The 20182-nt window shown below is 66.7% G+C and carries 16 protein-coding genes; 14 read left to right on the top strand and 2 right to left on the bottom strand.

Going from position 1 to position 20182, the window contains the following annotated elements:
* Nucleotides 1–298: 298 nt before the first annotated feature.
* From LHL23_RS14340 to LHL23_RS14370, 7 genes are all read left to right on the top strand, one after another.
* Nucleotides 299–2068 carry an IucA/IucC family protein gene (locus tag LHL23_RS14340; protein WP_226430374.1) on the top strand — a complete coding sequence of 590 codons (1770 nt, stop codon included), beginning with the start codon at nt 299–301 and terminating at the stop codon, nt 2066–2068.
* Nucleotides 2055–3767 carry an IucA/IucC family protein gene (locus tag LHL23_RS14345; RefSeq protein WP_226430375.1) on the top strand — a complete coding sequence of 571 codons (1713 nt, stop codon included), beginning with the start codon at nt 2055–2057 and terminating at the stop codon, nt 3765–3767. The genes LHL23_RS14340 and LHL23_RS14345 overlap by 14 nt, the downstream gene beginning before the upstream one ends.
* A 5-nt stretch (nt 3768–3772) precedes the next feature.
* A complete protein-coding gene (locus LHL23_RS14350) occupies nt 3773–5005 on the top strand; it encodes an AMP-binding protein (protein WP_226430376.1) in 1233 nt (410 codons plus the stop codon).
* The gene (locus tag LHL23_RS14355) at nt 5002–6318 is read left to right on the top strand and encodes a DUF6005 family protein (RefSeq protein ID WP_226430377.1); all 1317 of its coding nucleotides are present in this window, start codon (nt 5002–5004) and stop codon (nt 6316–6318) included. Before LHL23_RS14350 ends, LHL23_RS14355 begins: the two co-directional genes overlap by 4 nt.
* Nucleotides 6315–7154 (top strand): sugar phosphate isomerase/epimerase family protein, encoded by an 840-nt coding sequence (locus LHL23_RS14360; RefSeq protein ID WP_226430378.1) that lies wholly within the window; start codon nt 6315–6317, stop codon nt 7152–7154. The genes LHL23_RS14355 and LHL23_RS14360 overlap by 4 nt, the downstream gene beginning before the upstream one ends.
* Before the next feature lie 111 nt (nt 7155–7265).
* Nucleotides 7266–7520, top strand: a complete 255-nt coding sequence (locus LHL23_RS14365) for a type II toxin-antitoxin system CcdA family antitoxin (protein WP_226430379.1) — start codon at nt 7266–7268, stop codon at nt 7518–7520.
* Nucleotides 7508–7798, top strand: coding sequence for a CcdB family protein (locus tag LHL23_RS14370; protein ID WP_226430380.1), 291 nt, complete (start codon nt 7508–7510; stop codon nt 7796–7798). The genes LHL23_RS14365 and LHL23_RS14370 overlap by 13 nt, the downstream gene beginning before the upstream one ends.
* A 3-nt stretch (nt 7799–7801) precedes the next feature.
* Here LHL23_RS14370 and LHL23_RS14375 read toward each other — a convergent pair whose 3' ends face one another.
* On the bottom strand, nt 7802–9640 hold the full coding sequence (locus LHL23_RS14375) for an ABC transporter ATP-binding protein (protein WP_226430381.1): 1839 nt from the start codon (nt 9638–9640) through the stop codon (nt 7802–7804).
* Nucleotides 9641–9907: 267 nt separating this feature from the next.
* Here LHL23_RS14375 and LHL23_RS14380 point away from each other — a divergent pair, with 267 nt between their 5' ends.
* The 6 genes from LHL23_RS14380 to LHL23_RS14405 all read left to right on the top strand — a co-directional run bounded on the left by LHL23_RS14380 (nt 9908) and on the right by LHL23_RS14405 (nt 13933).
* A complete protein-coding gene (locus LHL23_RS14380) occupies nt 9908–10201 on the top strand; it encodes a DUF2218 domain-containing protein (protein WP_226430382.1) in 294 nt (97 codons plus the stop codon).
* Between the two features lie 159 nt (nt 10202–10360).
* Nucleotides 10361–11278: a MotA/TolQ/ExbB proton channel family protein gene (locus LHL23_RS14385; protein ID WP_226430383.1), complete on the top strand. Its 918-nt coding sequence runs from the start codon at nt 10361–10363 to the stop codon at nt 11276–11278.
* A gap of 4 nt (nt 11279–11282) precedes the next feature.
* Nucleotides 11283–11660: an ExbD/TolR family protein gene (locus LHL23_RS14390; protein WP_226430384.1), complete on the top strand. Its 378-nt coding sequence runs from the start codon at nt 11283–11285 to the stop codon at nt 11658–11660.
* Between the two features lie 10 nt (nt 11661–11670).
* Nucleotides 11671–12054: an ExbD/TolR family protein gene (locus tag LHL23_RS14395; RefSeq protein ID WP_226430385.1), complete on the top strand. Its 384-nt coding sequence runs from the start codon at nt 11671–11673 to the stop codon at nt 12052–12054.
* Nucleotides 12051–12887, top strand: coding sequence for a TonB family protein (locus LHL23_RS14400; protein WP_226430386.1), 837 nt, complete (start codon nt 12051–12053; stop codon nt 12885–12887). The genes LHL23_RS14395 and LHL23_RS14400 overlap by 4 nt, the downstream gene beginning before the upstream one ends.
* Nucleotides 12888–13000: 113 nt before the next feature.
* Complete coding sequence (locus LHL23_RS14405) at nt 13001–13933, top strand: carbohydrate kinase family protein (RefSeq protein WP_226430387.1); 933 nt, start codon at nt 13001–13003, stop codon at nt 13931–13933.
* 33 nt (nt 13934–13966) lie between these two features.
* Here LHL23_RS14405 and LHL23_RS14410 read toward each other — a convergent pair whose 3' ends face one another.
* Nucleotides 13967–14317, bottom strand: a complete 351-nt coding sequence (locus LHL23_RS14410) for an META domain-containing protein (RefSeq protein ID WP_226430388.1) — start codon at nt 14315–14317, stop codon at nt 13967–13969.
* A 350-nt stretch (nt 14318–14667) separates the two neighbouring features.
* On the opposite strand from LHL23_RS14410, the gene LHL23_RS14415 reads away from it, so the two are divergent.
* Nucleotides 14668–20169 carry a hypothetical protein gene (locus LHL23_RS14415; RefSeq protein WP_226430389.1) on the top strand — a complete coding sequence of 1834 codons (5502 nt, stop codon included), beginning with the start codon at nt 14668–14670 and terminating at the stop codon, nt 20167–20169.
* Nucleotides 20170–20182: the final 13 nt, after the last annotated feature.

The raw sequence follows: 20182 nt of genomic DNA on the forward strand, positions 1-20182 counted from the left end.
TGCACCGGCGCGCTTCCGCCGCCAGCCGCATACCTCAGTAAAATAGTCAGAAATCCCTTTCCCCGCTCCGCCGAACAGGCTATACAGGCGGCGTGATCTCACCTTCACATCCGGCGCCCAGCCCTTTGCCCGCGCCGCTCCGCAGCCAGCCATCCCGCTAGTTCTTGTCGAAATCTGACCCGGCCCGCCCGCTGGCCCGGCACCGCGCCGGCACCTGCCGCGCGCGCCGCGGCACGGCTACGGGACCCGTTTGCACCATGCACCCCGCCCCTTCCCCCTCCCTGCCGGGAGGCCCGCGATGAGCTTTCAGCCCCCTCACCAGTCCAGCTCCTGGGCCGCGGCTGCAGCGCAAACCGCCTCGCTGCAGGCGCTGCTCAACACCTACCTGCGTGAAATTGCCCCCGGCAGCGCCATCCTGACCGGCAGCCGCGATGCGGTTGAACTGCCGCTCAGCCACATTCCCGCTCGGCTGCGGGTCCAGATCGCCTATTTCTCGGAGGTCGGCCCCCACCGTTTCGGCCCTGCGCAAATCCTCTTTGACGGCTCCACCAGCTGGCAGGCGGCACCGGCGGTTCAGGTCCTGACCCTGGTCGCGCAGGACTGCTTCGTTCGGCAGAACAGCCGCGATGCGGGCAAACTGCCGGAATTCCTGCGCGGCCTCTTCAACAGCAATGCCGAGATCGAGCATATCCTGCGCTGCCACGCGGACACGGCCGAGCCCGGCAGCTTTCTGGCGGCAGAGCAGGCGCTCTCCTACGGCCACTGGCTGCACCCCACGCCCAAAAGCCGCGACGGGCTGACGCCCTGGCAGCAGGCAGCCTATGCACCTGAATATGCTGGTAAATTCTGCCTCACCTTCTTTGCCGCCGACAAGAGCCTCGTATCGCAAGGCGCCGCGCGAGGCACAGCTTCCGATCTGCTCCGCCAGATCCCCGGCCTCGACGGCGCCTTCCGGCTGCGCCCCGATGAAGTGCTGATCCCGGCCCACCCGCTGCAGGCGCAGATGCTGCGGCTCGACCCGGAGGTGCAGGCGCTGCTGGCCACGGGCCGCCTGCGCAACCTGGGGGAGGGGGGCTGCGCCTTCGCTGCCACCTCCTCCATGCGCACGCTCTATGCGCCCGATTGCCCCTGGATGCTGAAATTCTCGATCCCGGTGCGGCTGACCAACTCCCTGCGCGTGACCAAGCACAATGAGCTGGAAACCGGCGTCTTGATGGCGCGGCTGCTGAACCATCTGGACGCCGGCAGCCCCCGTTTCCGCATCCTCAACGACCCGGCCTATCTGACCCTGACCCTGCCTGGCCGAAGCGAAAGCGGGTTTGAGGTGATCTTGCGCGAAAACCCCTTCATGGGCGCGGCGGGCAACGGCATCTACAACCTCGCCGCCCTCACCGCCGATCCGCTGCCGGGCCGCAGCGCGCTCCTGACCAGCCTCGTCAAACGGCTGGCGGCAGAGCGCGGCGAAGCCCCGGCAGAGACCGCCCGCCTTTGGTTCGAGGCCTACCTTACTTGCATGCTCGACCCGGTGCTGGACCTCTATGACTGCCACGGCATCGCACTGGAGGCGCACCAGCAGAACAGCCTCCTGGACCTCAGCACCGGCCTGCCGTCGCGCGGCTATTACCGCGACAACCAGGGCTATTTCATCGCCGAGGACGCCCTGCCCCGCCTCCGCGCGCTGGAGCCCTCGCTGGCCGAACAGCCCGCGCTGGTCTACCCGCGTGCCCATATCAATGAGCGGATGGCCTATTACCTTGTGGTCAACCAGATCTTCGCGGTGATCCGCCGCCTGGGCTGCGACGGGCTGGTTGCGGAGCCCGCGCTGCTGCTGCTGCTGCGTCAACGGCTGGCCTCTGCCGCCAGCCGCCTCAGCGCTGCCGGGACAGACTTCGCCCGCTACCTGCTGACCGCGCCTGCGCTCAGCGCCAAGGCCAACCTGCTGACCCGCGCCCGCAACGTGGATGAGCTGGAAACTCAAGCGCAGGAAGGGCTGTTCCTGCAGATGCCGAACCCGATCACCACGGTGCAGCCGCAGCAAGTGCAGGAGCGCGCCGATGTCTCTGCATGAGAGCTTGAGCCGCGCCACGTCCGCCCCCCGCGTCCTGCGCCAGCTCTGCGAGGCGCTCTTGTGCGAGGGCTGGGCCATATCGCTAGAACTGGACCGCAGCCAGACCGTCACCTGGTCCTTCCGGCAGGCCCAATTCCGCGCCCGCGGCCGCCGCGGCGCCTTTGGCCGCTACCGGCTGCAGGAGGGCAGCATCGAGGTCCATGACAGCACCAGATGGCGCCCCGCCAGTACCGCGGATGTGCTGGCGGCGGTGGCGGAGCCTTCCTGCGCGCTCGACATCCTGCGCGCCGACCTCTGCCATACCGAACACCTCAGCAATCTGACCGCGCTGCATATCCCCCCCGCAACCCGGCGGCACCGTTTGGGCATCTCTGCCCTTGAAACCGCCCTGCAGGAGGGCCACCCCTATCACCCCTGCTACAAGGCCCGCAGCGGGTTCACTGACGCCGACCACCTCGCCTACGGGCCGGAGGGCGGTGAAACCTTCCGCCTGACGGGCGTGCTGTTCCATCACAGCCTTGTGCAGCAGGAACTGCCTTCGCCGGATTTCTGGGCACAGGAGCTGGGCCGCGAAGAATGGCAACGCATCACCGACCTGGCAGAGGCGCAGGGCACCCCGCCCGGCGCCTTCCACCTGCTGCCCCTGCACCCCTGGCAGCACGCCAAACTGCAGAACGACCCGCTCTGCAGTCAATGGCGCACCTCCGGCCGGCTGCGGGAGCTTGGCCCCATCGGAGACCGCTACCGTGCGACCCAATCGGTGCGCACCCTGATGAACGCCTCGGACCCGGCCCGCGCCCATGTGAAAACCGCGATGGCGATGCGCAATACCTCTTCGCTGCGCACCCTCGCACCGGAATCGGTCGCCGTTGCCCCTGCGATCTCCAGCTGGCTAGCACAGGTGCTGGAAAGCGACCCGCTGTTCTCCAGCCGTTACCCGCTGACCATCCTGCCGGAATACGCCGCCATCACCGCCGGCCGCGGCGCCGCGCTGGACGGGCATCTGGCCGCGATCTGGCGGCAAAGCCCCGAGGCGCTCGGCCTGCCCGCAAACAGCATGATGCCCGTAAACGGCCTCGCCCTCACTGATCCCGATGGCAGGCCCCTGATCGCCCCCTGGATTGAGGCACACGGGCTGGACGCCTGGCTCGCCCGGCTGATCGAGGTGGCGGTGCTGCCAATCTGGCACCTGATGGTGGCCCACGGCATTGGGCTGGAGGCGCATGGCCAGAACCTGATCCTGCAGCACGAGGACGGCTGGCCAACCGGCCTGATTGCCCGCGATTTCCACGAAAGCCTGGAATATGTGCCGGAGCTGCTCTCGCATCCCGGCCTATGCCCGGACCTGTCGCAGATCGACCCGGCCTACAAACATGCGCCGCCGGACAAATTCCACCGCATGTCCAGTGCAGAAGAACTCCGCTGGCTGGTGATGGACACGCTGTTTGTCTTCAACCTCGCCGACCTCTCTGATCTTCTGCAACGCCATTACGGCTTGGCAGAGGCCACCTTCTGGTGCCGGGTACGCGCCCGCCTGGACCGCTACGCCGCTGAGCACGGAATGCAGGACCGGCAGGCCGCCTTCGCGCCTTTCACCCCGCAGATCCGCGCCGAAAGCCTGATTTCCCGCAAGATAGACCCTGAAAAACCGCAGCTCGGCCACCTGATCGCCAACGCCCTGGCCACCGGAAAAGGATGACAGACATGTTTGTTCTGAACGACACCCCCATCGACCCCTCTGACCTCGCCGCGCGGCTCGACCGAGTGCTGACGGCGCCCGCCGCGCACCGCTACGGCCTGCACATGCAGAACGCCGGCACCGCGCTCTCGGCGCTTTTGTACCTGCGCGCGCAGCGCGCCGGCGTCTTTCCGATCCACGCGAGCCTGCCGCCGGAAACCGCCCGCGAAATGGCGCAGGCTGCGGGCTGCGACGTGATGCTCAGCGACGGTCTGAAGCAAACCGCCCTGCCGCAAGCCGGCACTGCCCCGCGCGGCGGCGTGCTGGTGCAGTTGAGCTCTGGCACCACAGGTGCGGCCAAGGTGATCACCCGCACCTGGGATGAAATCGCGGCAGAGGTCGAAAGCTACGCCGCCTTCTTCACCGCCAGCGCCGCGATGACGCCGGTGATCGCCTGCCCCGTCACCCATTCCTACGGGCTTATTGCCGGCGTGTTCGTGGCGCTGCACCGCGGCCATGTGCCGGTGGTGCTCGACAGCCTGAACCCGAAATACATCCTGCGCCGCCTGCGCGAGACCGATCAGCCGCTGCTTTATACCTCGCCCGCGATGCTGCACACGCTGGCCCGCCTCCTGCCCGAGGGCCAGCGCCTTTACGCTGCCAACACCTCCAGCACCGTGCTGCCCGATGCCTGGTTCCAAACGATCCGCGCCCGCACCACCTATCTGTTCCAGCAATACGGCTGCTCAGAAGCGGGCTGCGTCGCGATCAATCAGGACCTGCAAAACCCCTATGACGTCGGCCAGCCGCTGCCGCACGTGACCCTGACCGCAGGGCGGGACGGCACCCCGGACGCGGTCCGCATCGCCATCGCCGGGCAGACAATCGACACCGGCGATCTCGGCCACCTGAGTGATACCGGCATGCTGGTCTTCACCGCCCGCGCCGACGACATGATCAACGTGGCCGGCCTCAACGTCTATCCGCAGGACATCGAGAAAACCGTGATGGCCCTGCCCGGCGTCAGCGACGCCGTCGCCTTCCGCCTGCCCGACCCGCATTCCGGCGCCCGCGCGGGCCTCTTGTACGCTGGCACCGCATCAGAGGACAGCATCCGCCAGGCCTGCCGCGCAGCGCTTGCAAACTACCAGCAGCCCGCCCTGATCCGGCAGCAGCCCGCCCTGCCCCGACAGACAAACGGCAAGATCAGCCGCCGCGAGATCGCCGCTGAGTTCACACCAGTGAGTGCAGACGCATGACCTACGACAATATCCTTGAGGCCATCCGCCAGACCCTCTCCGGCCCGCTTGCCAACCCGCATATGCAGAACTTCAGTGCGCATGCCGTGCTGAACGACGACCTGCACATCGACTCGGTGATCCTCATCAACCTGATGCTGCATCTGGAGACGGACCACGGCGTTGAGATGCCCGAACGTGAGCTGTCCAAGAGCGATTTCGCCACCGTCGACGGGCTGATCCTGATGCTGCTGGGCGAAGACCCCGTGCCGCAGGCAGACACCGCCCCCGCCCCCAGCGAAATCACCGTGCATTGCTTCGTCAGCTGCCTCTGCGCCGCGATCCGGCGGCATGAGCACCTGAACTTCCGCCCGTTCTACTTCGGCACCTGGGACAGCAGCTTTGCGGTCACACCCGCGATGCAGCTCGCCTACCACAGCGAGGAGATCACCCAGGATCACTTCGCGGCCTGGGCCGAGCGGCTCTACAGCATTCCGGTGCGCGAATGGTACGATCACGGCCAGAGCAAGGAGCAGAACCTGATCCGCTTCGAACAGCTCCTCTCAACCAAATCCGATGACGCGCAGCTGGTGGTCTTCCTCGACATGTTCCACCTGCCGGAGCATGAGAACAAGTACAATCAGAACCCCTTCCCGCATTACGTCATCATTGAGCTGACCGACGACCCGGACCTCTGGCACCTCTATGACCCGGACTACCGCTGGCGCGGCGACCTGCCGCGCGAGAACATCCTGAACGCGATGGCCCAGCCCACGGTGGCGGGTGGATACATCCTGAACAGCGGCAATGCACAGGCGCCGCAGGCACAGGATCTGGCGGCCTATTTCACTGAAACCTTCCACGCCGACGACAACCTGCTGACCTCCGGCCTGCGGCGGATCTTCAGCTACCACTGCGACCCCGCCCGGCCGCTAGCGCTGGCGGACTTGGGCCGCGCGGTGCGGGAAATGCCGGTGCTCTCCCTGCGCAAATACGCCTATGAGCACGCCTTTGCCTTCTTCTGGCAGGAGCTGGACACGCCGTTCGAAGCCTTCGACGCCGAATGCGACCGGGTGGAGGCGCTCTGCGAGGGTTTCCGAAGCCTGCACTTCCTGGCCGCCCGCATCGCCCACACCACCGACCGCGCCATGATCCCCGACCTGTTCGCGGCGCTGGATGCGCTGGACCAGCTCGAATTCACCATCAAAGCGGCGCTTCATACCCAGTTTCAGGACTGGTGCGCCATCAACCTGCCAGCCCAGTCGAGCATTCCGGCCAGCCACCAGCCCGTCCCTGCACATGGACAAACGCAAAATCTGGAGGTTCCGGCATGAAAATCTCGCTTTGCACCATTTCCTTCCGCCATCAGTTGATCGGGCTAAAGGACATCGCCTTCTGGGCCCGCGACAACGGCTTTCAGGGGATCGAGCTCTGGGGCGTGCACGCCCGCAACCAATCGCCGCTGGCCATTCACAATGCCCAGTGGATGGCCGCGCAGGGCCTGTCGGTTCCGATGATCAGCGACTACCTGCCGCTGCATGATGCGGATCTTCTACGCAGCCGCACCCTGGCGCTCTGCGCCCAGGCCCGGACCTGGGGCGCGGGCAAAATGCGCACCTTCGCGGGCCAGCAGTCCAGTGCCGAGGCCACCCCGGACGAGCGCCGCCAGACCACCCGCGCCCTGCGCGAGGCCTGCACCATTGCCGCGGATCACGGGCTGCGGCTGCTGATCGAAACCCACCCCGGCACCCTCGCCGACACGCTCACCGCCACCTGCGGCCTGATCGACGCCACGGACCACGACGCGCTCGCCATCAACTTCGACGCCCTGCACGTCTGGGAAGGCGGCGACGACCCGGTAGAGGCCCGCCGCATCCTCCTGCCCCGCATCGCCCACTACCACCTGAAAAACGTCTCCGCCCGCGACCGGCTCGGGGTCTTTGCCCCCGCCAACGTCTACAGCGCCGCAGGCAGCCGCGACGGCATGGTCCCGCTGTTCGAAGGCGCCTATGACTACAGCGCCCTGCTGGCCGAATTGGCGCGGGACCCCGCCTGCGAGGCCTCGCTGGAATGGTTCGGGGATGCGGTTTTCCAGACTCTAAAAAGCGATATCGCCCAGATTCGCGCCCGAACCCAAAGCGACATGCCAGAAACGGCAGAGGCCGTCTGACTGTCGGCACCTTGCCAAATTGGCACCTGGTGCGCCCCGCAAGGCGCACCGGAGTTTGCGATATATACTCGGACGGTATATGTTGGCGGTATAACACCGGAGCATATCCCCATGACCACCACCGCCAAACGCAAGACCTCCCTTACCCTGGATGCGCAGGCGCTGGACCGCGCCAAGGCTCTCGGCATCAACGTCTCCGCAGTGGCAGAGGCGGCGCTGGTGCAGGCCGTTGCCGAGGCACGGCGTAAGCAGTGGCTGAAAGAAAACGCCGATGCCTTTGCCGCGCAATCCGACTGGCACGAACAGCACGGACACCCGCTGGCAGACATCATGACTGCGCCAGGGGCAACCTCGTGGAAGGTCTGACCCGCTTCGACGTCGCGGAATACAACGGTATCTCCATGGTCGTGATCGAAAGCGATCTGCTGCCGCCCGACCCGTCCGTCGTTGTCATCCCGTTGCTGGCAAACTACCCGGCCGTTACGCACCTGAACCCGGAAATCACGCACAACACCCAGCGCCTGATCCTGGCTACCCGGCTGATCGCAGCGGTGCGCCGCGCCAGCCTGCGCCGCACCGGCGCTGTTGCGGATCAGGGCGACCTGATCACCCGTGCGGTGGATGTGCTGATGGCGGGTCTCTAGCCCTCACACCGCCTCCGCCACACGTTCCGCCGTGCCCGCCTGACGCTGCCACAGCCCGGCATAGACACCCTGCCGCGCCAGCAGTTCGGTGTGGCTGCCGTCCTCGGCAATCTTCCCCTCCTGCAGCACCACGATCCGGTCCATCTGCGCAATCGTCGACAGCCGGTGGGCAATCGCAATCACCGTCTTGCCCTGCATCACGTCCAGCAAAGTCTTCTGGATCGCTGCCTCCACCGCACTGTCGAGCGCCGAGGTCGCCTCATCCAGGATCAGGACCGGCGCGTTCTTCAGAACCACCCGCGCAATCGCGATCCGCTGCCGCTGGCCGCCCGACAGCGCCACGCCGCGTTCCCCTACATGGGCGTCATAGCCGGTCCGCCCCGCGTGGTCGCGCAGGCCCATGATGAACTCATGCGCCTCCGCCCGCTTGGCGGCAGCAATCATCTCTGCCTCCGTGGCACCAGGGGTGCCGTACATGATATTGGCCCGCACCGAGCGGTGAATGAGCGAGGCGTTCTGCGTCACCACCCCGATCCGGCTGCGCAGGCTCTCCTGCGTCACATCGCGGATGTCCTGCCCGTCGATCAGGATGCGCCCGCCCTCCGGGTCGCGGAACCGCAACAGCAGGTTGATCAGGGTCGATTTCCCCGCCCCCGACGGCCCGGCAATGCCCACCCGCTGGCCCGCCGGGATATGCAGATCAATGCCGTTCACCCCGCCAGCCGTGTTGCCGTAATGGTGCCGCAGCCCCTCGATCCGCACCTCAGCACGGGCCACCTCCAGCGGCTTTGCCGCCGGCGCATCCGTCACCTCATGTTCCGCCGACAGGGACCGCAGGCCTTCCCGGATCACCCCCATGTTCTCAAACAGCCGGATCGTCACCCAGAGGATCCAGCCGCTCATCCCGTTCAGCCGGATGGTCAGGGCCGAGACCGCCGCCACTTCGCCAACGCTGACGAGGCCCTGCATCCACAGCCAGATGGCAGGCACCACCACAATCAGGATCAGCACGCCATTGATGGCGATGCTTCCAAACGCCAACCGCGTCATCATCCGCAAAAACCGCTGATAGCGCGTCCGCAGCCGCCGCAGCGCCGACAGCGCATAGGCCTGCTCCTGCCCGTCGCGGGCAAACAGCTTCACCGTCTCGATATTGCCATAGGCATCGACAATCCGCCCGGTCGCGGCAGAGCGCGCATCGGACCATTTCTCTGCCGTCGCCGCCACATTCAGTGCGGTGTGGCGCACATACAGCCCATAAAGCCCCACCCAGGCCACCAGCGGCACCGCCAGCCGCCAGTCGATCTGCGTCAGCACCACCACCGCGCCGATCATATAGGTAACGGCAAACAGCACCGCCTCGAACAGCATATGCACGCTGTCCTGCACCGCAGGCCCCATCTGCATCACCCGGTTGCTCAGCCGCCCGGCGAAATCGTTCTGAAAGAACCCCGCCGACTGCCCCAAGAGATGCCGGTGCGCCTGCCAGCGCACCTGCTCCTGCAGGTTCGACGACAGCGTCTGCTCCAAGAGCAGGTGATTGAACCCCACCAGCGACGGCCGCACGATCAGCACGCAGAACAGCGCCAGCAGCATCTCGGTGCCATGTGCGGCCCAGAACGCCCCCGCGCCGGTCTCCGCCATCAGGTCCACCACCCGGCCGGAATAGAAGATCAGCCCGCTCTCCATCAGTGCAGTCAGAACGCCGGTGGCAAACATCAGCGGCAGCCATTTGCCATAGGGCGCCAGTTGCTGCGCCAGATAGGCCCTTAAACTGGCCCGCGGCGGCGCCTGATGGGCCGGCGCAAAGGGATCGACAAGATTTTCAAAAGCCCGGAACATTTTGGAGGCCTCTCAAGGATTTTCATGGAACCGCTTGAGATGTGGGTCGCCGTATCCGCCCGCCCGAATCCCCGGAAACAGAGACTAACAAAGGCAAGGGCGCGGATCCTGCCTGCACCGCAGCCCGGCCCTTCTACGCATCCCGGCGCCGCTTGTCAGCAGCGAAATTCACGCCCCGGCGGCAAAATGCGCCCCGGATTTCCGCTTGCGGCAGGCTTGCAGCGCGTTATTGTGCCGCAATCTGAGTAAAACACTAAGGATTACATCATGCTTACCGATCAGGGCCGGTTCGAGACCCCGAACGCCTCCAAATACCTGCGGCAGCTGTGCAAACATTTTGCGCATAAGGTGCCCGTGGACCACAATGACACCCGCGGCACCATCGCGCTGGGAATGGGTCCGGCCACCCTGCAGGCCACAGAAAACACCCTGACCGCCGAAGTCACCGCGCCTGCCCCCGCAGACCTGGCCGAGGCGCGCGGCATCATCGACCGCCACCTCGCCCGCTTCGCCTTCCGCGAGGAGTTTGAGGCCATGACCTGGCAGTCAGACACCGCCTGATCCCATAATCTTGACAAAACGGGTTGGTTTTCCTACCCGTGACCCCGCGTTTCCCCCTGAGACGCTTCCAGCAAGGCATTCCCCGCTCCCTCAGGGGCCGCCCAGCCATCCCGACAATCTGACGCCGCCCCTGCGGCGCCTCTGGCTGGAGACCGGTCCATGACCCTTCGTTTGCCCGCAGCCGCGGCTGCCCTTCTGCTCATGGCCCCCTTTGCCGTGGCTCAGGAAAGCCCGGCAGCCCCGGTCCCTGCCATCACCGCAGACACGCCCGCCGCCGCCGGAACAGCGCCAGAGCCGACAGCCGCGGTTGCCCCGGCCCCAACCCTTCCGTCAGACGCAGATACCCCGGTCGCGGACCCTGCAGCCTCCCCTGCCCCGCAGCCCGCGGCTGAATCGCCCGCCGCCCCGCCTGAGCTGGCGCAGATGGCCAATGACGCCTCTGCCAAGGCGCTGAAATTCCTGCGCGACGGCGGCCCCTCGATATGGGCCATTGCGGCGCTCTCGGTGATCACCCTGGCGCTGATCCTGTGGAAGATCTGGCGGCTGGCCCTGATCGGCGCCTGGTCGCGCGGCAAGGCCGCCGATGCGGTTGCCGCCTTTGAACGCGGCGACCGCGCCGCCGCGCTGGCCATCGTGCAGCCCCGCATTGGCGTGCGTTCCAAAGTCGTCACGGCCGCCCTCACCGCCACCGCCAGCCTGCCGGAGGACCGCGCCCGCGAAGAGACCGCACGGGTCGCCAAACTGCATCTGGCCAGCGCCGCGACCGGCCTTGGCGCGCTGGAGCTGATTGCCACCATCGCCCCCCTCTTGGGCCTCCTCGGCACTGTTCTGGGCATGATCGCCGCCTTCCAGGCCCTGCAGGCCGCCGGCTCCAAGGCCGACCCCGCTCTGCTGGCCGGCGGCATCTGGGAGGCGCTTCTGACCACCGCCGCCGGCATGGCGGTGGCAATCCCCGCATCCGCCGCGCTGACCTGGTTTGAGGCGGTGATCTCCCGCATCCGCCGCGACCTGGAGGACAGCGCCACCCGCATCTTCGTCGCCCGCCAGCCCGATCAGCTGGCGCTGGCCGCCGAGTAGCCCCATGCAGCTCGCCCCCGCCCCGCGCCCCCGGCGCAAGCCCAGCCTGACACCGATGATCGACGTGGTGTTCCTGCTCCTCGTGTTCTTCATGCTGGCCTCCCGCTTTGGCATGGACACGGTGCTGCAACTGCCGCTGGCCGGACAGGGCGGCAGCTACGACGGCCCGCCGCGCCTCATTGGCGTCGGGCCCGGCAACCTGGATGTGAACGGCGTGCCGGTGGCGGACAGCAACCTGGCCCAGGCATTGGCGCCGCTGATGAAAAGCCCAACCGACATGCTGATCCTGTGCGGCCGTGACGGCGCCAGCCTGCAGCGCATCACCGACATCACCGCCCTGTTGCAGCAGGCGGGTCTCAGCAACATCGCGCTGGTGGAATGAGGCGGCATTCATGGACCTGAGCGATCCCCCGAAACGCCCCCGTGCCGAATCCATCGTGCCGATGATCAACGTGGTGTTCCTGCTGCTGATCTTCTTCCTGATGACCTCGCGCCTGGCGCAGCCCGACCCGTTTGACGTGACCCCGCCCGAGGCCGCCTCCGGGGCCGCGCCAGAGGCCCAGCCGGTCCTCTACATCGGCGCCGATGGCCGGATGTTTTTCGACGGGGCCGAGGATGAGACCGCCCTCACCCGCCTCGCCGCCGCCAGCACAGGCCACCCCAGCATCCAGCTGCGCGCCGACGCCCGGCTGGAGGCCAAGACCCTCGCCCGCATCCTGCGCCAGCTGGCCAAGGCCGGTCTTTCCCGCGCCGAACTGGTGGTGCATCGCCCATGAAGCGTGCCGCCGAATTCACCGTCTTTGCCGGCCTCGCGGGCCTCATTCACATCGCACTCTTTGCCGGCGCGCCGGAAACCGGCGCGCAATCCAGCGGTGCGGGCGGCGACGCGCTGGTCTCGCTCCAGCCCGCCAGCGCCGAGGTCGCCCGCATGGCCGAGGCCTGGCAGACATCGCCTGAGACCCCGCAGATCGACGCACCCACCGCTGATGGGGCGCCAAGCACCCTTGTCCCGGCGCTGCCGCAGATCGACCTGGCCCAGGTGCCCCGCGCTGCGCTGCTGGCCCCGCTCACAGAACCCAAAGCCGCACAGCCGGTGCAGGCGGACACCGCCCCGCCGCCGCCCAAACCGCGCAGGCCCGAGTCTCAACCTGAGCCGCAGGCCAAGCCGGCCCCTAGACCGCAGCCGCAGCAGCCCCGGCCACCCAAGGCCAATTCCAACCGCAACGCAGCCGGTCAGGCGGGCCAGCAGGCGGCGGGCGCCGGCAGCGGCGCCGAGGCGGGACAGGCCGGCGGCGCGCAGACCGCTACCGCCGACAACGGCCGGGAGGCCAAGCTGCGCAACCTCTGGGGCAACAAGATCCGCGCCCGCATCGAACGGCGCAAGCGCTACCCCTCCGGCGCCCGCGGCCAGGCCCGGGTGGTGCTGCGCCTCACCGTTGCCCGCGACGGCCGCCTGCTGGAACACCGCATCGCCAAATCCTCAGGGAGTACCGTCTTCGACCAAGCCGCCCTCGCCGCCGTCGCCCGGGCCGGCCGGTTTCCCGCCGCACCCAAACAGCTTGCGGCCAGCCGGATCAGGCTCAGCCTGCCGGTCAGCTTCACCCGCTAGGCGGGCCTGCTGCCGCGCTCTTGCAGCCGCGGCCCGCAGACTGTTTGATGGCGGCAGGAGGCCCCGATGAACCAGACATCCTGCAGACAGCGCCAGGCCGCAGGCCGCCCCGGATGATCCTGTGCTGCGGCGAAGCGCTGATCGACATGATCCCCGCCGCAGCGGCGGACGGCAGTATCTGTTTCGCCCCCTGCCCCGGCGGCGCGGTGTTCAACACCGCAATTGCGCTTGGCCGCCTCGGCGTGCCCTGCGCCCTGGCAACCGGCCTGTCCTCCGACCTGTTCGGCCGGAAGCTCTTGCAGGCTCTGCAGGCCAGCAACGTCAGCACCGCCCCCTGCGCCATCAGCCCCCGCCCCACCACACTGGCTTTTGTGACACTGGATAAGGGCGAGGCGCGCTACGCCTTCTATGACGAGAACACCGCCGGCAGGATGCTGGCGCCGCAGGACCTGGCTGATCCCGGCCCGGAGACGGCGGTCCTTTTCTTCGGCGGCATTTCCCTGGCCTGCGAACCGGCGGCAGAGGCCTACGAGGCGCTGCTGCAGCGCGCCCGCAGCAACCGGCTGGTGATGCTCGACCCCAACATCCGCCCCGGCTTCATCACCGATGAGACCCGCTACCGCGCCCGGCTGCAGCGCATGCTGGCGCTCAGCGACATTGTGAAACTCTCCATGGACGATCTCGACTGGCTGCAACCGGGCGGCGGCGCACTGCGCGGCAGGCTGGCCCGGATCCAGGCGATGGGGCCTGCCGCGGTTCTGCTGACGACGGGGGCCAAGGGCGCCTCGGCGCTGCTGCCCTGCGGCAGTTTCCTGCATGTGCCCGCGGCCCCCGCTGCGGTAGCGGATACCGTTGGGGCGGGCGACAGCTTCAATGCGGGTTTCCTTGCCGCGCTCCAGGACAGCGGCCATCTGGCCCGGCCCAAGGTCCGCGCCCTGCCGCCGGACGCGGCGCAGGCGGCGCTGCGGTTTGCCGCGGCGGCGGCGGCCGTTACCGTGTCGCGCAGCGGCGCCAATCCGCCCTGGCGCAGCGAGCTGCCTGGCTGACCCCGCCCGCGACCGGCCGCAGCGGCCGCGGCCTCATTCCTCCAGCCGCCGGGCCCACAGCAGCGGCGCCTCGAAATTGTACATCACCAGCTCGCCGTCCCCGGTCACCTCCATGCGGTTGACCAGGCGCATCTGCTCCAGAAACTCCCGCTCGGCGATCATCGTCTCTTCGTCGCACAGCCCGCCGCCGATCTGGAACGGCGACAGCATCAGGTTCTCCAGACCCGGCCCGAAGGTAGTGGTGAAGCTGCGGCACGGGCTGGAGCCGTACAGCGTGCCGCCGTCGAAATCGAACCGCAGGCCTGCGGCCTTCTCCAGCCCCGCGCCGCTGGCCTTCTGCACGATCCAGGCGCCGTCGAGGTCTGCTGCAGTGGTTGCGCTCATGGGACTTCCTCCGCTGTGTCCGGTGCCGCTGTCAGAGGCAAAAGACCACACGGCCAGCCCGGCGCATCCCCCTGCAACGGCCGCAAAAACTGCGGCCCGGGCAAGGCGCGGCCCGTTCATCTGGCGGCTGCGGCCGGGTGGAAAACCATCATCGTCTCACCTCGATGCACATCGCGATCAAGTCTGCCAAGCCTGCGGCGATTGACAAGAAAAAAATCTTGCTGGACTCCGGCTTCCATGCGACCCTTGTAGATGTGCAAGATTAAAGCACTGGTTTTAAATAGTTTTTCAGTTCCGGGAGCTGCCCCATGCCTCTTGACGGATCCGCTGCAAAAGAAATCAAGCAACAGATGGCAATCGCCCGCAAACGCGAGCTGTCCTTTGGGTTGTGTTTTGGCAAGAAGATCGAGAATTCGGTCTTCCTCACCCACAAGACCAAGGCCGCCAAGGTGCTGGGCAAGCAGGCGAAATCCGATGGCGAAACCCCGCAGTTCACCTTCGGCACCCTGAAGCTGGACGGCAAGGAACTGTCGATGTCGGTCGAGGGCAAGATCGTGCCCGGCATGGCCCGCAAGGCCAAGAAGATGTTCATGGTGGTCGGGCTCAAATACAAGATCCTCATTCTCGACCCCTCCGGCAATGTCGTCGAGTCGGAGGCCGATGACGAAGATGAAACGGCAGAGGACGTCCCCCAGGCCGCCCCGGCCGCCAGCGGCGACACCGCCACCGAAGCGCCGGCTGAGGCGCCGGCCGCCCCTTCCGCCGAACCGGATCCGGCAGAGGCCAAGTGGAAAACCACCGCCGCCAAGGTCGAGGCCAACATGGCCAAGCTCCGGGACATCGCCGGCATCGACCTCTCCAAGGCAGAGGCGCTGTGGAAGGCGATCCAGGCCAAGGCCGAGGGCAGCGGCTTTGCCGTCGCGCTGGAGCATGTCGCCAAGCTTTCTGAAGAGATGAAAACCGCCGCCCAGGACGCCGCCGCCCGCGCCAAGCGGCTGAGCCTGCTGGAAGGCAAGTGGCAGCAGGCAGCGGCCAAGCTGGAGCCGCTGATCGACGAGGTGCTGGCACTGAAGACCGCGCAGTCGCAGAAGATCGAAACCGTCTGGACCCAGATCAAGGCCCGCGTCGCCGCCAGCCCGCCGGATTACGAGGGCGCGCTCAAGGCGGTCGGCCCGCTGGCGCAGGCGATTTCCAAGGCCCGCCAGGCCGCCGCGGACTCCGGCGGCGGCGGGGAGGCCCCGGCAGCCGCCACGGCGGCGGCAGCGGGCGACGGCGACACCGCCACAACCGCCAAGCCAGAGGCCCCGGCCAAGGCGCCGGAACAGGCCGCGCCGCCCTCCGGCGACACCGGCAGCGAGACCGGGGACGCCACCGTCGACGAACAGATCGCCCGGATCGAGGCCGCGCTCAAGGCGCTGAAGGACGGGCCGGTCAAGACCTACAACACCATGGTGCCGGAAGCGGTCAGCCAGACCCCGGACAAGTGGAAGGCCGCGCTCGACAAAGTCGCGGCGCTGGCCGCGCAGGCCAAGGCCAAGCCCGAGGATGCCAGCGGCGCCAAGCTGGATGCCGGCGAAAAGGCGCTGGACGCGCTGGAAAAGGCGGTTGCCGCCGACACCCAGGCCAAGACCGCGTTCCAGAAGGCGCTGGAGATCTTCGATCTGCGGATGGTGCCCCTGACCAGCCACCCCAAGGCCGCGGCACCCGAGATCGCGCCCGAGATCACCCGCATCAAGGGGTTGCGCACCGCCGCGGTGGACAAGGCCAAGGCGCACGACCTGAAAACCGCCACCGCGGACTTGACCGCGGCCGAGACGGAGATTGCCAAGGCCGAAGTCCTGGCCGATGAATTCGCGCATTTCATGGCGCTCGACCCCGACCGCAAGGCGCTGGCCGATGCCGCCCGCGGCGTCAGCGTCGGCGACCCGGCGGTGGACGACGCCGCGCGAGAGATGGAGCGGCTCTACGACGCTGCCCAGCAGGACAAGGCCGCCAAGAAGTTCAAGGACGGCATCCAGAAGCTGGACGAAATCGCCAAGGTCCATGAAAAAACCGCCAAGGTGCGGGCGCGGCGCAAACGCTATGAAACCGAACGCCCGAATGCCAAGACCTGGATCGACAGCTGGGCCGGGCTTGCCGCCGCGGTCAAGAACCTGCTCAAGGACAAGCTGGACGAGGCCAACGGCTACTACACCGATTCAGACGTGGCCACGTCCAAGGATTACACCGAGTCGCTCAAGAAGCTGGACAAGTTCTGGAACGTGCGGCCCTTCATCGAAAAGGAAATCCCGGTTGTTCAGCAGTACGGCCCCAAGCTCACCGCTTTCGAGGCCAAGCTGAAGGAGTTCAAGGACCACGACGGCGCCTCCGGCATCCAGGTGATCATCCTCAAGATGGAGGCCGACCTTGCCTCGGCCAAGGCGGAAGCGGTGCTGCACAAATACTCCACCGCTCTGACCCTGCTGGACGCCACTCAGGGCGATTGGCCCGCCGCCACCGCCCAGGCGGACGCCTGCAAAGCCTACAAGGAAAAGCGCGTGGCGGTTCAGGGCAAAATTGACCCGCTGAAGAACGTGCCGCAGGCGGCAACCATGCTGGAAGATGCCAAGGCCCTGATGGCCGAGGCCGCGGCAGCCGCACTAAAACTGGACTTCACCACCGCCAATACCTGTCTGGCGGACGCCGAGAAACGGGTGGACAGCGCCAAGGCCGCGGCAGAGGCTGCGGTGGAGCTGGACGGGATGACCGACACCAAGGCGCTCGACGATCTGAAAAAGAAGTGGGAGCCCGCCTTCAAGGTTTTCACCGATATCCGCGACAAGGTGGTCGCGGCCGATACCGGCAATGATTTCACTGCGCTGATCGCCAAGGCGCAATTGCCCGCGGCAGAGGCCGAAAAAGCCAAGACGGCCAAGAAATACGACGATGCAAGGGCGCATCTGGACAGCGCCATCTCGAACCTGAAGATGGCGATGGTGCTGATCCACCAGCACCGCGCCTACGGCGAGCTGAAGGCCTCGCTGGCGGCGCAGATTGCCGCGCTGGCGCCGCTGAACGATGCCAATTGCCTGCAGCCGCATATCGACGACGCCAACAAGCTGAGCGGCGAAGCCGACGATCTGATCAAGCCGGAAGGCTACGACTACAAGGGCGCCGAGGCCAAGCTCGCCGCCGCCCGCAAGATCGCGGAACAGGCCCGCGCCGACGGCGAACTGTTCAAGACCATCAAGGCGGACCGCACCAGGGCCACCGCGATCATCACCAAGATCACCACCGAAGGCGGCGATGTCGAAACCCAGCTGACCCATCGCAAGACCGAAGTCCAGGCGCTGCTGGACGAAAGTACCGCCAAGCAAAATGCCCGCGATTTCAAGGCTGCCGCGGCCAAGGCCAAGGCCGCCGCGGGCTGGGAGAAAGCCACCGATGCGGACATCAAAATGGTCAAGACAGTGCTGGGCTGGGAAGATCCCTTCTTCAACAACCTGCGCCCGCCGCTGGTCGGGGCGGGCAAGGAAGCCGGCCGGCATCTGATCGCCCGGGCGGATGCGGATTTCGCCAAGTACAAGGCGGTTCTGGCCGCCCACACCTATCCCCTCGCCCGGCCGATGTTCGAGAAGGCCTATCAGAAATTGCTGGCCTGCCAGCGGCTGCTGGCGGCAGAAGCCCTCTACACCCCGGCGCTGACCGATGCCCAGGCGGCGGTGGACGCGCTGGCGCCGGAAAACAACGATGCCACCAAGGACCGGATCAAGGCGCTGTCCGACCGGCTGGCTGCCGCCAAGCTCGACGCCGCGCGGACCGATCTGGCCGACAACGACTACACCCAGGCGACCAAGCTGCTGAAAAAGATCGCCGAGGACGCCAAGGCGCTGCTGAAATCGGTCAAGGGCTCGTCCGACTACGAGCCCGCCCGCGCCGCTGCCGAGGCCAAGCTGGCCGAGGCCAGGGGCCACAAGCACGCCGATGCGATCCAGGCCCAGCTGACCCGGCTGACCGCGAAGTACGACAACCTGGTTAAGCTGGCCCCCAGCGACTACGCCACCGCCAAGACCATGGCCGAGGAGGTCACCAAATCCGCCGAGGAGGCGATCAGCTCCGCCAATACCCACGGCATCCTCGAAGCGGTGAACTCCGCCATCGGCGGCGACGAGGACAGCGCCCCCTGGTGGCCGCAGGTGCAGGCGGCGAAACTGTCGATCAAGGCAGTAAGCAGCCGCGAGAACGCCGACGTCGCCAAGACCCATCTGGACACCGCCAATACCGAGATTGAGAACTGCCAGAAGGACGGGCTGGACGCCAAGACCGCCAAGGGCCATCTCAAGGCAGCGCTGGAGGCCTGCAACACTGCCAATGAGGTGATCTCGCAATATGCCTTCATCGCGCAGGAAATCGCCCGCGCCCGCGCCGCCCTGCCGCCGGTCACCGGCCACGCTGAGGCGGCCTATGTGAAGGATGAGACGGACGCGGCCGCAAAGCTGCTGGACGGTGCCGAAACCGCTGCCAAGGGCGGCCAGAACTACGCCAAGGTCAGTGCCGATATCGAGGCCGCCATCGCTCAGACCAAGACCGCGCTGGAAATGGCGGAGCAGCACAAGCAGTACAAGGAACTGCGCGCCAAGCCGGAGGTCGAGCCGCGCCTGGCAGTGCTGGAAAAACACGAGCACCGCTACGCCATCAAGCCCAGCATCGACACCATGCGCAAGAAGCTGGCCGATGCCGCAGCCGCCGTGGCCGGCAAGAAGCCGGGCGAAGGCAACAAGCTGCTGGAAGAGGCCCGCGCCATCGGCACCAGCGCCTTTGTGATGGCGGAGATGCGCGCCAACAATCCGCCCAAGGAGGCGGACATCAAGGAAATCCTGTCGCGGCCCAACGGCACCGATGAGCTGGACGCGATGATCGACAACCTGGAGCCGGAGGCGCAGCGCGCCGTGGTCAAGGTTGCGTTCAAAGCGCGTTTCGGCTGCGATATCAAGAACTTCAACAACGAGAACCTGGCGCCCGCCTCGCAGATTGCGGACGCCAACCTGAAGGGGCCGAACATCGTCGCCTTCTACAAGGCGATGCAGGACCTGCCGCTGGACCACACGCTGAACAACGACTCGCTGCAAAAGTTCGCCATCAACGAGGCCGACAAGGGCGGCTCGATGTACCAGGGCAACGAAAAGCGGATCGTGATGCACGAAGGCGACGCCGGGGTCTCCCCGAACTATGCCTTCGGCAGCGACGACGCGGTCGGCAGCCTCGACGATGCCGCCACCCCGGAAGAACGCGCCGAGCTGGAGAAATGCAAACCCGCCAATGAAGAGCCGATCACGTTCTTCAACTGGAACACCCTGCACGAGGTCGGCCATGCGGTCGACGACAAGCACGGGTTCATGGACAGCAACGGCAAGAAGAAGGAATTCGGCGGCTGGACCGAACACGGCATGGAAATTTCCGGCATCGCCGAAAAGATCGCCAAGAAGTTCACCTACGACAAGACGTATGTCATCGAATACATGGCGCATAACACCAGCGCCCATGTGCCGCCCAGGCCGGAAGATGAAACCTGCACCGACGAGGAATGGGAAAGCCGCCGCATCCAGATGGAGGCTTTTGTCGACATGGCTTCGGAACCGGCCCAGCCCTGGTCCAGCATGGCCACCGCCAAGAAGCTGGCGATCGGCGGGGTGGTCTACCAGGAAAGCTACCCGAAGACCTGGTACTCCTACCTGCTCAGCGAGCGGCCCAAGGGGATCACGGGTTACCAGTTCCGGGCGCCCGGCGAATGGTTCTCGGAGCTTTATGCCGCCTACCACTCGGGCAAGCTGAAGCCGAACCACCCGGCCGTTGGCTGGCTGTCGAAACTCTGACCCATTGAAAGGC

It is taken from the genome of Leisingera sp. McT4-56 (genome assembly GCF_020514995.1).
In the GTDB taxonomy this organism is placed as follows: Bacteria; Pseudomonadota; Alphaproteobacteria; order Rhodobacterales; family Rhodobacteraceae; genus Leisingera; species Leisingera aquaemixtae_A.

What these genes read in the sequence shown, in the direction of transcription:
- LHL23_RS14400 (WP_226430386.1), top strand. Translation starts at nt 12,051, where the DNA reads ATGAAGCGTGCCGCCGAATTCACCGTCTTTGCCGGCCTCGCGGGCCTC.
- LHL23_RS14415 (WP_226430389.1), top strand. Translation starts at nt 14,668, where the DNA reads ATGGCAATCGCCCGCAAACGCGAGCTGTCCTTTGGGTTGTGTTTTGGC.
- LHL23_RS14355 (WP_226430377.1), top strand. Translation starts at nt 5,002, where the DNA reads ATGACCTACGACAATATCCTTGAGGCCATCCGCCAGACCCTCTCCGGC.
- LHL23_RS14375 (WP_226430381.1), bottom strand. Translation starts at nt 9,640, where the DNA reads ATGTTCCGGGCTTTTGAAAATCTTGTCGATCCCTTTGCGCCGGCCCAT.
- LHL23_RS14380 (WP_226430382.1), top strand. Translation starts at nt 9,908, where the DNA reads ATGCTTACCGATCAGGGCCGGTTCGAGACCCCGAACGCCTCCAAATAC.
- LHL23_RS14360 (WP_226430378.1), top strand. Translation starts at nt 6,315, where the DNA reads ATGAAAATCTCGCTTTGCACCATTTCCTTCCGCCATCAGTTGATCGGG.
- LHL23_RS14385 (WP_226430383.1), top strand. Translation starts at nt 10,361, where the DNA reads ATGACCCTTCGTTTGCCCGCAGCCGCGGCTGCCCTTCTGCTCATGGCC.
- LHL23_RS14350 (WP_226430376.1), top strand. Translation starts at nt 3,773, where the DNA reads ATGTTTGTTCTGAACGACACCCCCATCGACCCCTCTGACCTCGCCGCG.
- LHL23_RS14410 (WP_226430388.1), bottom strand. Translation starts at nt 14,317, where the DNA reads ATGAGCGCAACCACTGCAGCAGACCTCGACGGCGCCTGGATCGTGCAG.
- LHL23_RS14390 (WP_226430384.1), top strand. Translation starts at nt 11,283, where the DNA reads ATGCAGCTCGCCCCCGCCCCGCGCCCCCGGCGCAAGCCCAGCCTGACA.
- LHL23_RS14395 (WP_226430385.1), top strand. Translation starts at nt 11,671, where the DNA reads ATGGACCTGAGCGATCCCCCGAAACGCCCCCGTGCCGAATCCATCGTG.
- LHL23_RS14365 (WP_226430379.1), top strand. Translation starts at nt 7,266, where the DNA reads ATGACCACCACCGCCAAACGCAAGACCTCCCTTACCCTGGATGCGCAG.
- LHL23_RS14405 (WP_226430387.1), top strand. Translation starts at nt 13,001, where the DNA reads ATGATCCTGTGCTGCGGCGAAGCGCTGATCGACATGATCCCCGCCGCA.
- LHL23_RS14340 (WP_226430374.1), top strand. Translation starts at nt 299, where the DNA reads ATGAGCTTTCAGCCCCCTCACCAGTCCAGCTCCTGGGCCGCGGCTGCA.
- LHL23_RS14345 (WP_226430375.1), top strand. Translation starts at nt 2,055, where the DNA reads ATGTCTCTGCATGAGAGCTTGAGCCGCGCCACGTCCGCCCCCCGCGTC.